The 12,684-nt window shown below is 40.9% G+C and carries 10 protein-coding genes and 16 tRNA genes; 24 read left to right on the plus strand and 2 right to left on the minus strand.

The window, feature by feature from the left end; translation table 11 throughout:
* Positions 1 to 73 precede the first annotated feature (73 nt).
* The 15 genes from AA980_RS00240 to AA980_RS00310 all read left to right on the plus strand — a co-directional run bounded on the left by AA980_RS00240 (position 74) and on the right by AA980_RS00310 (position 1,444).
* Positions 74 to 165, plus strand: a tRNA-Ser gene (locus AA980_RS00240).
* An 18-nt stretch (positions 166 to 183) separates the two neighbouring features.
* Positions 184 to 258, plus strand: a tRNA-Glu gene (locus AA980_RS00245).
* A 3-nt stretch (positions 259 to 261) separates the two neighbouring features.
* Positions 262 to 337: transfer RNA gene (locus tag AA980_RS00250), tRNA-Val, on the plus strand.
* 20 nt (positions 338 to 357) lie between these two features.
* Positions 358 to 431 (plus strand) — tRNA-Met (locus tag AA980_RS00255).
* 3 nt (positions 432 to 434) lie between these two features.
* A tRNA-Asp gene (locus tag AA980_RS00260) sits at positions 435 to 511 on the plus strand.
* A gap of 6 nt (positions 512 to 517) precedes the next feature.
* Positions 518 to 593: transfer RNA gene (locus tag AA980_RS00265), tRNA-Phe, on the plus strand.
* A 12-nt stretch (positions 594 to 605) separates the two neighbouring features.
* Positions 606 to 678 (plus strand) — tRNA-Thr (locus AA980_RS00270).
* 29 nt (positions 679 to 707) lie between these two features.
* Positions 708 to 792: transfer RNA gene (locus tag AA980_RS00275), tRNA-Tyr, on the plus strand.
* Between the two features lie 5 nt (positions 793 to 797).
* Positions 798 to 871, plus strand: a tRNA-Trp gene (locus AA980_RS00280).
* 13 nt (positions 872 to 884) lie between these two features.
* Positions 885 to 960, plus strand: a tRNA-His gene (locus tag AA980_RS00285).
* A 14-nt stretch (positions 961 to 974) separates the two neighbouring features.
* A tRNA-Gln gene (locus AA980_RS00290) sits at positions 975 to 1,049 on the plus strand.
* A gap of 4 nt (positions 1,050 to 1,053) precedes the next feature.
* Positions 1,054 to 1,128: transfer RNA gene (locus AA980_RS00295), tRNA-Gly, on the plus strand.
* Between the two features lie 6 nt (positions 1,129 to 1,134).
* Positions 1,135 to 1,208: transfer RNA gene (locus tag AA980_RS00300), tRNA-Cys, on the plus strand.
* 43 nt (positions 1,209 to 1,251) lie between these two features.
* Positions 1,252 to 1,337 (plus strand) — tRNA-Leu (locus AA980_RS00305).
* Between the two features lie 25 nt (positions 1,338 to 1,362).
* A tRNA-Leu gene (locus AA980_RS00310) sits at positions 1,363 to 1,444 on the plus strand.
* Positions 1,445 to 1,673: 229 nt separating this feature from the next.
* Here the strand turns inward: AA980_RS00310 and AA980_RS00315 are convergent.
* Positions 1,674 to 2,150 (minus strand): hypothetical protein, encoded by a 477-nt coding sequence (locus AA980_RS00315; RefSeq protein WP_024030877.1) that lies wholly within the window; start codon positions 2,148 to 2,150, stop codon positions 1,674 to 1,676.
* 214 nt (positions 2,151 to 2,364) lie between these two features.
* Here AA980_RS00315 and AA980_RS00320 point away from each other — a divergent pair.
* Positions 2,365 to 2,435, plus strand: a tRNA-Gly gene (locus AA980_RS00320).
* A gap of 96 nt (positions 2,436 to 2,531) precedes the next feature.
* On the opposite strand, the gene AA980_RS00325 is transcribed toward AA980_RS00320, so the two are convergent.
* Positions 2,532 to 3,203, minus strand: coding sequence for a B3/B4 domain-containing protein (locus AA980_RS00325; RefSeq protein ID WP_024030876.1), 672 nt, complete (start codon positions 3,201 to 3,203; stop codon positions 2,532 to 2,534).
* A gap of 107 nt (positions 3,204 to 3,310) precedes the next feature.
* Between AA980_RS00325 and queG the strand changes: the two genes are divergently transcribed.
* The 8 genes from queG (at position 3,311) to phnF (ending at position 12,661) form a co-directional block, all read left to right on the plus strand.
* Positions 3,311 to 4,441 carry a tRNA epoxyqueuosine(34) reductase QueG gene (gene queG, locus AA980_RS00330; protein WP_024030875.1) on the plus strand — a complete coding sequence of 377 codons (1,131 nt, stop codon included), beginning with the start codon at positions 3,311 to 3,313 and terminating at the stop codon, positions 4,439 to 4,441.
* 79 nt (positions 4,442 to 4,520) lie between these two features.
* On the plus strand, positions 4,521 to 5,393 hold the full coding sequence (locus AA980_RS00335) for an amidase domain-containing protein (protein ID WP_024030874.1): 873 nt from the start codon (positions 4,521 to 4,523) through the stop codon (positions 5,391 to 5,393).
* A gap of 133 nt (positions 5,394 to 5,526) precedes the next feature.
* Positions 5,527 to 6,000: a tRNA (uridine(34)/cytosine(34)/5-carboxymethylaminomethyluridine(34)-2'-O)-methyltransferase TrmL gene (gene trmL, locus AA980_RS00340; protein ID WP_024030873.1), complete on the plus strand. Its 474-nt coding sequence runs from the start codon at positions 5,527 to 5,529 to the stop codon at positions 5,998 to 6,000.
* Positions 6,001 to 6,343: 343 nt separating this feature from the next.
* Entirely contained in the window at positions 6,344 to 8,239 is a 1,896-nt protein-coding gene (locus tag AA980_RS00345; RefSeq protein WP_024030872.1) for a PrkA family serine protein kinase, read from the plus strand.
* Between the two features lie 413 nt (positions 8,240 to 8,652).
* Positions 8,653 to 9,819, plus strand: coding sequence for a sporulation protein YhbH (yhbH, locus tag AA980_RS00350; RefSeq protein ID WP_024030290.1), 1,167 nt, complete (start codon positions 8,653 to 8,655; stop codon positions 9,817 to 9,819).
* Positions 9,820 to 9,932: 113 nt separating this feature from the next.
* Positions 9,933 to 11,138, plus strand: coding sequence for an N-acetylglucosamine-6-phosphate deacetylase (gene nagA / locus AA980_RS00355; protein WP_024030291.1), 1,206 nt, complete (start codon positions 9,933 to 9,935; stop codon positions 11,136 to 11,138).
* Positions 11,125 to 11,847, plus strand: coding sequence for a glucosamine-6-phosphate deaminase (gene nagB / locus AA980_RS00360; RefSeq protein WP_024030292.1), 723 nt, complete (start codon positions 11,125 to 11,127; stop codon positions 11,845 to 11,847). Before nagA ends, nagB begins: the two co-directional genes overlap by 14 nt.
* 88 nt (positions 11,848 to 11,935) lie before the next feature.
* Positions 11,936 to 12,661 carry a phosphonate metabolism transcriptional regulator PhnF gene (gene phnF / locus AA980_RS00365; protein ID WP_024030293.1) on the plus strand — a complete coding sequence of 242 codons (726 nt, stop codon included), beginning with the start codon at positions 11,936 to 11,938 and terminating at the stop codon, positions 12,659 to 12,661.
* Positions 12,662 to 12,684 lie beyond the last annotated feature (23 nt).

Raw genomic sequence — 12,684 nt, forward strand, 5'->3', positions numbered from 1 at the left:
GCTCAGTGGTAGAGCTATCGGCTGTTAACCGATCGGTCGTAGGTTCGAGTCCTACCTGCGGAGCCATTTTTATGGAGAGCTGTCCGAGTGGCCGAAGGAGCACGATTGGAAATCGTGTAGGCGGGTAACCCTGTCTCAAGGGTTCAAATCCCTTGCTCTCCGCCATTAAATTATTAAAGATATGGCCCCTTGGTCAAGCGGTTAAGACACCGCCCTTTCACGGCGGTAACACGGGTTCGAATCCCGTAGGGGTCACCATTTGGAGGATTAGCTCAGCTGGGAGAGCATCTGCCTTACAAGCAGAGGGTCGGCGGTTCGATCCCGTCATCCTCCACCATTTCTACTTATTTTTATTGTCGCGGGGTGGAGCAGTCCGGTAGCTCGTCGGGCTCATAACCCGAAGGTCGCAGGTTCAAATCCTGTCCCCGCAATTCGGTCTGGTAGTTCAGTTGGTTAGAATGCCTGCCTGTCACGCAGGAGGTCGCGGGTTCGAGTCCCGTCCAGACCGCCATTTGTTGGCTCAGTAGCTCAGTCGGTAGAGCAAAGGACTGAAAATCCTTGTGTCGGCGGTTCGATTCCGTCCTGAGCCACCATTTAAATTGATTGCCGATGTAGCTCAATTGGTAGAGCAACTGAATCGTAATCAGTAGGTTGGGGGTTCAATTCCTCTCGTCGGCACCTTAAGCTGACAATGGAGTATTATATGTGGAGGGGTAGCGAAGTGGCTAAACGCGGCGGACTGTAAATCCGCTCCCTCCGGGTTCGGCGGTTCGAATCCGTCCCCCTCCACCATTTTTAGGGGTATAGTTTAAAGGTAGAACGAAGGTCTCCAAAACCTTTGGTGTGGGTTCGATTCCTACTACCCCTGCCAATTTTATATTGTGGCGATTGTGGCGAAGTGGTTAACGCACCTGATTGTGGTTCAGGCATTCGTGGGTTCGATTCCCATCAGTCGCCCCATTAATATTCATTATTGGGCTATAGCCAAGCGGTAAGGCATCGCACTTTGACTGCGACATGCGTTGGTTCAAATCCAGCTAGCCCAGCCAATTTGCGGAAGTAGTTCAGTGGTAGAACACCACCTTGCCAAGGTGGGGGTCGCGGGTTCGAATCCCGTCTTCCGCTCCAACATATGGCGGCATAGCCAAGTGGTAAGGCAGAGGTCTGCAAAACCTTTACCACCGGTTCGAATCCGGTTGCCGCCTCCATAAGAAACTGCCAAGTATGGATAAGAATAGGTATTTAGATTTCGCCGGGGTGGCGGAACTGGCAGACGCACAGGACTTAAAATCCTGCGGTAGGTGACTACCGTACCGGTTCGATTCCGGTTCTCGGCACATGCTTTACCTAACATTTTAATATGCCGGTGTGGCGGAATTGGCAGACGCGCACGACTCAAAATCGTGTTCCGTGAGGAGTGTCGGTTCGACCCCGACCACCGGTATCATCTCATCGCTTGCCAATGCGATGAAATCAACGTTTCTTACACTTTTGTAAGGAGCGTTTTTTATTTGTCAATATTACAATTTTTACTGAAATATCGTCTATGTATCTTTCATTAAGCAAGGAGAATCAAAAAAAGGAACGGCGAACAAACAAATTATCCATTGAAGAATTATCCGATATTAACTCACCGAGTGGAGTAAAAGAAAAACCGAGCGTTTTCCGCTCGATTAATGTTTCTTTCCGTATTGTGTTATACCAAAATAATCACTAGTTGCATATCCGTTATATTTCACATCTAAATCATGAAAAATTCTATGTACACGGATCAAGTACTTTACATCCTTCTTTTCATTGGCAATTTCAAGTAATTCTTGAGCTTGCAGAAAATCCGCTTTTAAATCTGGATTATCAACCCCATTAATTATTTCAGTTAGATTTTGTTTGTACTTGTCATATTGATTTTGAAAGGCAGCAAAACTAAATTTTTCGCTTCTTCCCCAACATAGCGCATTATTCCAATATTCATGGTTACTAGAGATGTATTTTCCTATTATCCCCTCATTAATATTCGATCGTTCCAGTTGTTGTACTGGCAGTTCCTTAGTTGTCATCGTGCTATTCTTGGTAAAAAACATCGCAGTTAAACCAATCACAATAACTAGGAAAATAAGAATAGCAATAATGATCGGTTTACGTTTAATCATTCTCACCTCAATCGATAAAGATTGGCTTTTAAACTAGATTAGCAAATATTCCCGAGAAAGTCATTTATTAACCCTGATAAAGAAGTAAACAAACAAGCGTAGAAATGCAATATCATTCGACAAAATTCGCAAATTCCTCTTGACGATTGTAAAAAAGATATGTATCATTATAGAGGTCAGTTGGTTCATAAAATTGTCACACATTTAAACCAATGCGGGTGTAGTTTACTGGTAAAACCTCAGCCTTCCAAGCTGATGTAGTGGGTTCGATTCCCATCACCCATACATATTAACTAACGCAGTGTATCGTTACATAGGAGAACGATGCATTGCGTTTTTTCTTTTTTAGGATGATCCGCCCCATTTTCAAAAAAAGATGCCTTATTGGCACCCAAGAATACGGAAGGAAGCTTCTCCGCCGTGTATTTGTGTAAACATGTTCATTAATGATTCCGTTAGCTTTTTAGCATTTTCCAAATCAGTTGAGGGTCTTAAATAAATGATTTGCAAAGCATTTTTTGTTTCAAAAGTTACAGGTGTTCTTTCAGAATCGACAAAAGGACTTCCAAACGGTCCTTTTTGGTCAGAAGAAACAATGAGGCGTTCCAACGAATTGTTTCTCCCATTTAATCCTGTGTACTCCTCGGCTTTAATACCAATGCGAATTTCTACTAATCCTTGTAACCGATCTAGATCGTAGATTCCAATCGGTACTTGATATTGCAGTGAGAAAAAATTATTGATATCAATGGCGCTTTGAACGGAAGGAAGATAATTTTGCTTTTGTACTCTTCTATATAGTGCTTCAACAGAAGGACGATAGCGATTTGGGTCTTTACCAGTCCTTTTAAAAATGCCTCGCCATTCATGGATGCCAGGCAGGTCTGTAACAGGTTTATTCTCCAAATCAAAGAAAATTGACTCTTGAAAAAGCTGGAGCCTTCCTCTTAGCATTTGTGGTGAATCCCCAACCGTGATATTTCTGTATTCAATAACCCCTAGCTTAAAGTTAGAGATTTGCTCGATTATTTCCGATGAAAGTTGAATTTCCAACCATTCCACCTCCAAAATTGATTGAAAATAGTTTATCATAAATAGATGTGCTACTAATAATATAACAACTTTAATAGATGAAATAAGTTGGAAAGGGGGTTAAGACATTGGATGTAAAAATGTTAAAACAAGAACTAATTGCTTATAGTAAAGAAATCGGAATTGATAAAATTGGATTTACTTCTGCTGACCCATTCACTGAGTTGAAAAACCGGTTAATAAGACAGCAGGAACTTGGTTTTCAATCGGGGTTTGAAGAACCTGATATTGATAAAAGGGTTACACCTGGATTATTACTAGAGGAGCCACGGTCAATTATCTCAATCGCACTCGCTTATCCCTCCAAAATGACTGTTCGTGTGGAAGGGAAAAAGGGAGAACGAAGGGGTATTTTTAGCAGGGCATCGTGGGGGCTGGACTATCATCATATTCTTAAAGACAGGTTGAAAAAGCTGGAAGAATTCATCATCACCAAGCAACCAGATGCACGGTTGAAATCAATGGTCGATACAGGGGAGCTTTCTGACCGTGCCGTCGCTGAAAGAGCGGGAATTGGCTGGAGCGGAAAGAATTGTGCCATTATAACACCGGAGTTTGGCTCCTATGTATACATTGGCGAAATGATAACCAGCCTGCCATTTGAGTCGGATACGCCAATTGAGGATCAATGCGGGTCCTGTACAAAGTGTTTGGAGGCTTGTCCGACAGGTGCTTTGGTGCAGGGGGGACAGATTAATGCCCAGCGTTGTATATCCTTTTTAACACAAACGAAAGGGTTTATTCCTGATGAATTTAGGGATAAGATTGGCAATCGTGTCTATGGATGTGACTCCTGTCAAACAGCTTGTCCGCACAATAAAGGGAAGAACTTTCATTTCCATGATGAAATGGAACCAGATCCAGAAGTGGCCAAACCATTATTGAAGCCGATATTAAAATTAAGTAACCGTGAATTCAAAAACCAGTTTGGCGATGTATCAGGATCCTGGAGAGGGAAGAAGCCAATTCAAAGGAATGCCATCATGGCACTCGCCCATTTTAAGGATGAAACAGCAGTGCCTAACTTAATTGAGGTCCTAGAAAATGAAGCTAGTCCTGTTTCGAGAGGGACGGCTGCCTGGGCGCTTGGAAAAATTGGCGGCGAAACGGCTTTAATTGCCTTAAAAAGTGCACTAAGCAGTGAATCAGATAAAAATGTGCTAACTGAAATCGAAAAAGGATTAAAGTTTTACAGCTAAAGGGTTGGAAGCTGCAACTCTTGTTAGTTTTGAAATTCTCCTTTCTCTCATATGTATGAATTGAGAGGAGTGGAAGGCTGTGAATAAATCGTTTCAGAAGCTATTTGATACGAGGGTACAACAATTTGTCTCTGATAAAAGAAGTCACAAGATTTTTTTTCCAAAGGCTGAAAAAAAGCAACAGGCGTTTGCCAAGAGATCCGCAGAAATTGTAAAAGTGAAAGCAGCCGGCAGAATCATGGAAGAATCGGACGAAGAAGAATTTCAAACCGTTAAATACCTTGCCCATTATCAATACTTAATAAAACAAAAGGGTATTCTTTATATGGAAGAAGAAGTGGAAATAAGAGTGGCCAAGTTTTATAAAGACGTGTTGGTTTCGGACGAGGAAATAAAACCAGAGTATCAAGAACACGATGCGACCACTGCTATACCTGATTTTGATAGTGATGAAGAGCGCTTAAGCTATCAATATAATCGCTTAAGGGCGGTGCAGTACGCGGAGCGCTGGTGGAATAGTTATAATCCCGCCTATAAAAGGTTTGAAAATGATTGTACGAACTTTATCTCCCAATGTGTTCGAGCAGGCGGGGCACCGATGAGGGGATTTCCGAATCGTGGGAGTGGGTGGTGGCTGCAAAATAAAAACTGGAGCTATAGCTGGACGATGGCCCATTCATTGCGCATGTACTTGGCTAATTCCAAAATCGGCTTAAGAGCAAGAGAAGTGAGCAGTCCGGATCAGCTGTTATTAGGAGATGTCATTTGCTACGATTTTGAAGGGGACGGGCGATTCAATCATAATACGATTGTTACGGGCAAAGATGCAAATGGGGAGCCGTTAGTTAATGCCCATACTTATAACAGCAGGATGAGGTACTGGGCCTATGAGGATTCTTCTGCCTATACTCCAAATATCAAATATAAGTTTTTTACCATTGTCGATGAATAATTGTTAGTCCTTGAACGGATGAAGGAAAGTGGTATAATTCTTGTTAGAGTTTTAATAATTGTCTAGAGCAAGCACCCTAGCGGCGAGACGCCTTTGAACAGGGGGCTTGCGCTTTTCTTATGAGGTGAAATTCGTGTCCATTCATGTAGTTTTATATCAACCACAAATTCCTTCTAACACGGGGAACATTGCCCGGACCTGTGCCGGTACAGATACCACTTTGCACCTAATTCGGCCATTAGGCTTTTCAACGGATGATAAGATGTTAAAAAGAGCCGGATTGGATTATTGGCAATATGTAAACATCGTTTATTATGATTCCTTAGATGAATTTTATCAAAAAAATGCTGGTGGTCAATTTTTCTATCTAACCAAATTCGGGAATAAGCCACATAGTACTTTTGATTATAGTGATCCAAGCCAAGATTATTATTTTATATTTGGCCGGGAAACAACGGGACTCCCAAAAGATGTTATTGAAAAAAACAAAGATGTTGCACTAAGGATTCCGATGACCGATCATATTCGTTCCTTAAATTTATCTAATACGGCGGCCATTCTCATTTACGAGGCATTGCGCCAGCAAAACTACGCTCATTTAACCTAAACGAAAAAGCTGCCTGATTACGGCAGCTTTTTTCGTACTTATTTAGTTGAGCCTGGCTTATCATTATAACCTGAAGTGAAGATTGCTGCTAAGAATGCAATCATTACTAAAATAACAATGAAAGTGTTCATGTTATGTATTGCCCCCTTCGTCATACAACTTTTCATTATGGATGTATATATATATTTTTATTATAGCCTAACTTTCAAAAATGAAAAGGGCAAGATTCGTTTTATTGTAACAAAAAAGATAGACAGTAACTCATTTGGGTCACGCATGTTCAAGTCTATAGGTGCATAGAGTATATTAATCGTCTCTGATTAAGCTACAGGGGAGGGTATAAATGGATATTCTAAAAAAAATCGAGATGTTTCGTGAAGAAGAGGAAAAGCTCCGTTGGGAAGGATCGTTTGCTGATTATTTACAGTTGTTGAAAGAGAAGCCATGGGTAGCACAATCTGCGCATTCACGGGTTTATAATATGCTTAAGGACGCTGGAATCACCGAAGAAAAAGGGACGAAGAAGTATGAGTTTTTTAGCAACCAATTATTTGGATTAGAGGAATCACTTGAGCGGCTTGTTGAAGAATACTTTCATCCGGCAGCAAAAAGGCTTGATGTAAGAAAGCGTATTTTACTGTTAATGGGTCCGGTAAGCGGGGGAAAGTCCACGCTTGTCACGATGCTAAAAAGAGGGCTAGAAGCCTATTCACTCACGGATAGAGGCTCTGTATTTGCTATTAAAGGATGTCCGATGCATGAGGATCCACTTCACCTAATTCCACATCATTTACGCAAGGATTTCCATGAGGAGTATGGGATTCGGATTGAAGGCAATCTTTCACCGCTGAACATGATGCGGCTTGAACAAGAATATGGCGGTCGTATTGAGGACGTATTAGTGGAACGAATCTTCTTCTCAGAAGATAAACGAACAGGAATCGGTACGTTTAGTCCATCCGATCCTAAGTCACAGGATATTGCCGACTTAACAGGAAGTATTGATTTTTCAACGATTGCGGAGTTTGGGTCGGAATCAGATCCAAGGGCCTATCGTTTCGATGGCGAACTTAATAAAGCGAACCGGGGAATGATGGAGTTCCAGGAGATGTTAAAATGTGACGAGAAATTCCTCTGGCATTTGCTGTCGCTAACACAAGAAGGGAACTTTAAAGCAGGCAGGTTTGCGTTAATTAGTGCTGATGAATTGATCGTCGCGCACACCAACGAAACAGAATATCGCTCTTTTATCTCTAATAAGAAAAATGAAGCGCTCCATTCCAGGATTATTGTTATGCCAATTCCCTATAATTTAAAGGCATCTCAAGAAGAGAGAATTTATGAAAAGATGATCAACGAAAGTGATGTATCTGATGTTCATATTGCCCCGCATACGTTAAAGGTGGCAGCCATGTTTACCATTCTTACACGACTTAAGGAACCGAAAAAAGGCGATGTTGATTTGTTGAAGAAAATGCGCCTCTATGATGGTGAAAGCGTGGAAGGGTTTAATATGGCAGACATTGATGAATTGAAAAAGGAATATCCAGATGAAGGCATGAGCGGGATTGACCCGAGGTATGTGATAAACCGAATTTCATCCACTATCATTCGAAAAGAAGTGCCTTCTATTAATGCTCTAGATGTTTTAAGATCTCTTAAAGACGGGCTGGATCAACATCCGTCAATAACGGCTGAGCTCAGGGAACGATATATGAATTATATCTCCTTAGCCCGAAAAGAATATGATAATATTGCCAAGAATGAGGTTCAAAAAGCATTTGTCTACTCGTATGAAGAGTCGGCAAAAACATTAATGGATAATTATCTGGACAATGTTGAGGCATATTGCAATAAATCAAAGCTTCGTGACCAGTTAACTGGGGAAGAAATCAATCCGGATGAAAAACTGATGCGCTCGATTGAGGAACAAATTGGTATTTCTGAAAATGCGAAAAAGGCCTTCAGGGAAGAGGTATTAATTAGAATTTCAGCCTTTGCTAGAAAAGGTAAAAGGTTTGATTATAACTCCCATGACCGCCTGCGTGAGGCGATCCAGAAGAAGCTGTTCGCTGATTTAAAAGATGTAGTGAAGATTACCACCTCATCAAAAACGCCTGACGAACAACAGTTGAAGAAAATCAATAATGTTGTGGCCCGGTTAATTGACGAACATGGCTACAACTCGACATCAGCAAATGAATTGCTGAGATATGTCGGAAGCCTATTAAATAGATAATTGAGGGTTAATATAGTGAGGACTGGCAGAACGAATCTGCCAGTCCTATTTTTTAAAAAGATAAGAACGCATTCTGACTTTGAGAATTGTCCAGCTCCAGCGCCCTAGCGGCTAATGTCCTTCGCTCTCCGCCCTACGATAAGTCAACATCGGGCAGCGAAGCNCCGTGTTTCCTTCAGTTGGAGCGCTCCGGGCCATACGCCGCTGACCAGGGCGCTTGCGCTTTTCGTATATCCTGTCCAAATTTAATAGGCAAAAAACCAATTGTCGAAATTCTTTGTAAATTATTTTTCGTTTCTGCATAGGATAAAGTAATCTATCTTTTATCTAATTTTTTCATTCGCGTTATTGTATGTTAGTGATTCAAAAGTGTGCAGTTTGAAGTTGAATAATTTGATAAGGAGGGGTTTACATTGTCTGTTAACAACCATCAATTTGTCATTTCAAGAGAAGATTGGTCCCTCCACCGTAAAGGCCACGATGACCAGCAGCGGCATCAGGAAAAAGTCCAGGAGGCAATACGCAACAATCTTCCAGACTTAATTACAGAAGAGAGCATTATCATGTCAAATGGCCGGGATGTTGTTAAAATTCCAATACGTTCATTGGACGAATATAAAATTCGGTATAATTATGACAAAAACAAACACGTGGGCCAGGGAAACGGTGACAGTCAAGTTGGGGACGTAGTGGCACGTGACGGCTCAAGCGGGCAGAAAGGACCAGGCAAAGGCCAAGGAGCAGGGGATCAAGCCGGTGAGGATTATTTTGAGGCAGAAGTGTCATTAATGGAGCTGGAGGAAGCATTATTTAAGCAATTAGAGCTTCCAAATCTTAAAAGAAAAGAAGAGCAAGAACATTTAGTTGAAAACATTGAATTCAACGATATCCGCAAAACGGGTTTAATGGGGAATATTGATAAGAAACGGACGATGATGTCTGCTTTTAAACGGAATGCCATGAGTGGAAAACCGGCATTTCACCCGATTTATAAGGATGACTTGAAATTCAAAACATGGAATGAAATCGTGAAACCAGATTCGAAAGCAGTAGTCATCGCAATGATGGATACGAGCGGAAGTATGGGAATATGGGAAAAATATATGGCGCGCAGCTTTTTCTTTTGGATGACCCGTTTCTTAAGAACAAAGTATGAAACGGTCGAAATTGAGTTTATTGCCCATCATACTGAGGCAAAGGTTGTTTCTGAGGAAGACTTCTTTTCGAAAGGAGAAAGCGGTGGAACGATTTGTTCATCCGCATACCGCAAAGCCCTGGAGATCATTGATGCCAAATATAGCCCACGAAAGTTCAACATTTACCCATTCCACTTTTCAGACGGTGATAATCTCACATCGGATAATGCCCGCTGTGTGAAATTAGTCGAAGAATTAATGAAGGTATCGAATATGTTCGGATATGGTGAGGTCAATCAGTATAACCGCCATTCGACCTTAATGTCTGCTTACAAGAACATCAAGGATGAACATTTCCGCTATTATATTCTCAAACAAAAAGCAGATGTTTTTCATGCGATGAAGAGCTTCTTTCAAAAAGAAGAAACAAGTTTGAATGCGTAAAGAAAAATTGGCAGGTGCCTCACACCTGCCAATTTTTGGTCTGACTATTGGTATAGACTACTATACACCGCTAATGTTAAGATTAAGGTATAACCCGAAAGGATGTAATAAAGATGACCTTGAAAGATATTCCTATTTTACTTAAAGGAATCCAAGTTTATACAGAAAAAAATATGATTGAAAAAGGATATGTGCGCATAAAAGGCCAAAAAATAATGGAAATAGGATCAATCGATCAGCTAACAAATGAAGATGAATGTGAAGTAATTGAACTTCCAGCCAGCTTTAAGGCAATTCCAGGCTTTATCGATGTTCATATTCATGGAGTTAATGGAGCCGATACAATGGATGCGACAAAGGAAGCGCTTGATACAATGGTCAGAGCTCTCCCTAAAGAAGGAACAACTAGCTTCTTAGCGACCACTATAACGCAAGAAGGGAAACAAATTGAACGGGCATTAATAAATGCCGGACACTATATCGAAGGTCAGCAATCTGTGGGTAAAGCTGAAATACTTGGTCTGCATCTTGAAGGACCATTTGTGAACGCTAAAAGAGCAGGCGCACAGCCAATCCAACATATCATCGACCCAGATCTTGCCTTATTTAAGGAGTGGCAGGAGCTGACAAAAGGAAATATTAGACTTGTCACCTTAGCACCCGAACGGCCTGGGGGATTAGAAATGATTCGTTATTTAAAGGAAGAGGGAATCATTGCTTCAATTGGTCATACAGATGCAACCTTTGAAGAGGTAAACGAAGCAATTGAAGCAGGTGCAAATCACGTTACCCATCTCTTTAATCAAATGAGAGGATTACACCATCGTGAACCAGGTGTGGTTGGTGCCGCCTTTTTGCGCGATGAATTAATCGCTGAAATCATTGTCGATGGGGTCCATGTTCATCCAGAAATGGTAAAGCTCGCTTTCAAACAAAAACAGAGCGAGGGGTTAATTTTAATTACAGATTCGATGCGGGCAAAATGCTTGAAAAATGGCCAATATGACCTCGGTGGTCAAGAAGTTACCGTAAAAGATGGGAAGGCAGTTCTTGAGGACGGAACACTTGCAGGAAGCATTTTGAAGCTTGGACATGCTGTGAAAAATACTTTGACCTATACAGGCTGTTCCCTTATGGAGGCTATTCAAATGGCAGCTGTGAATCCTGCCAAACAATTGAATATTTATGATCGGAAAGGCAGTATAACAGTAGGGAAAGATGCAGATATCGTTATTATCGATGATAATATGGAGGTCTATATGACCATTTGCCGCGGATTAACCGCTTTTAGAAAGGATGATAAAAATGAAAATGATTAAAGTAGACAATTATCAGCAAATGAGTGAAAAGGCTGCTGAATATATTATCGACAGGGTAACGAAAGTTCCAGGTATTAAACTTGGCTTAGCTACAGGTGGGACACCAATCGGTACTTATAAACATTTAATCGAAGATTATCAAAACAACGGGACATCTTATCTAAACGTAACCACTTTTAATTTAGACGAATACATCGGACTATCAGGTGAAGATAAGAATAGTTACCGCTATTACATGAATGACTTGTTTTTCAATCATATTGATATTAACAAAGAGAAAACACATGTCCCACAAGGAGATGTTGGTGATATGCAAACCGAATGTCTTCGTTATGAAGAATTAATCGCAGAAAACGGAGGAATTGATTTACAAATCCTTGGAATTGGCAGTAATGGCCATATTGGATTTAATGAGCCTGGGACATCCTTTCAATCCAAAACACATATTGTCGATTTAGCTCCCTCTACAATTGAAGCAAACGCAAGATTTTTTAACCAATTGGAGGAAGTTCCTACAATGGCAATCACGATGGGGATTTCAACCATAATGAAAAGTAAAGAAATTTTGCTCCTCGTTTCCGGGGAAAGTAAAAAAGAAGCACTGGAAAAACTTATGAACGGTCATGTCGATGAAAAATTCCCTGCATCTATTTTGAAAAATCATCCACATGTTACGATAATTGCGGATAAAGCGGCAGTTGCTGATTAACGGGTTAGCCCCTGAAATATTGTTCCTTTAAATAAGATATTCAAAATCCCGTATCTGGCGGGTTAATTCAGAAAGGTGTAAGAGGAGAATGATTAATAAGAATTCCCCCATTCCGCTTTATTATCAACTGGAAGAACACATTAAACAGTTAATTGAAAAAGGTGAGTTAAGACCTGGAGATTCATTGCCAGCAGAAAGAGAATATGCAGAGAAATACCAAATTAGTCGAATGACAGTGAGACAGGCCTTCACACAGCTAGTCAATGAGGGATATCTACATCGTATCCAAGGAAAGGGAACTTTTGTCTCTGAGCGGAAAATTGAACAAACGCTTCAAGGTTTGACAAGTTTTACGGAGGATATGAAAGCTAGGGGGTTGGAGCCGGGGAGCGAACTGATTCACTTGAAGATTATTCCGGCCACAAGTCAGATTTCCGCACAGCTATCTATTTCCGAAGATGATCCAGTCTATGATATCAAACGAATTCGCTTAGCAGATGGGGTACCAATGGCCTTAGAAACTAATTATATTTCAGCGAATCTCATTAAGGGTATTACCGAACAAATTGTGAACCAATCTTTATACGCGCATATTGAAAATCAATTAGACCTAAGCATTGACAGCGCCTCACAAATTATCGAGTCGTCAATTGCTAGTCTAGACGAAGCAAAATATTTAAAAATCACTAAAGGGGCACCAGTACTGCTAATCCAAAGAAATTCTTTTCTAAAAGATGGTACTCCTGTTGAATTTGTGAAATCAGTATACCGTGCGGACCGTTACAAATTTATGATTCAGATGAAACGATCATAGTGATATTGGTCCTTAAGACGTTT

The sequence above is a fragment of the Neobacillus vireti genome, from assembly GCF_001026695.1.
GTDB lineage: Bacteria > Bacillota > Bacilli > Bacillales > Cytobacillaceae > Neobacillus > Neobacillus vireti.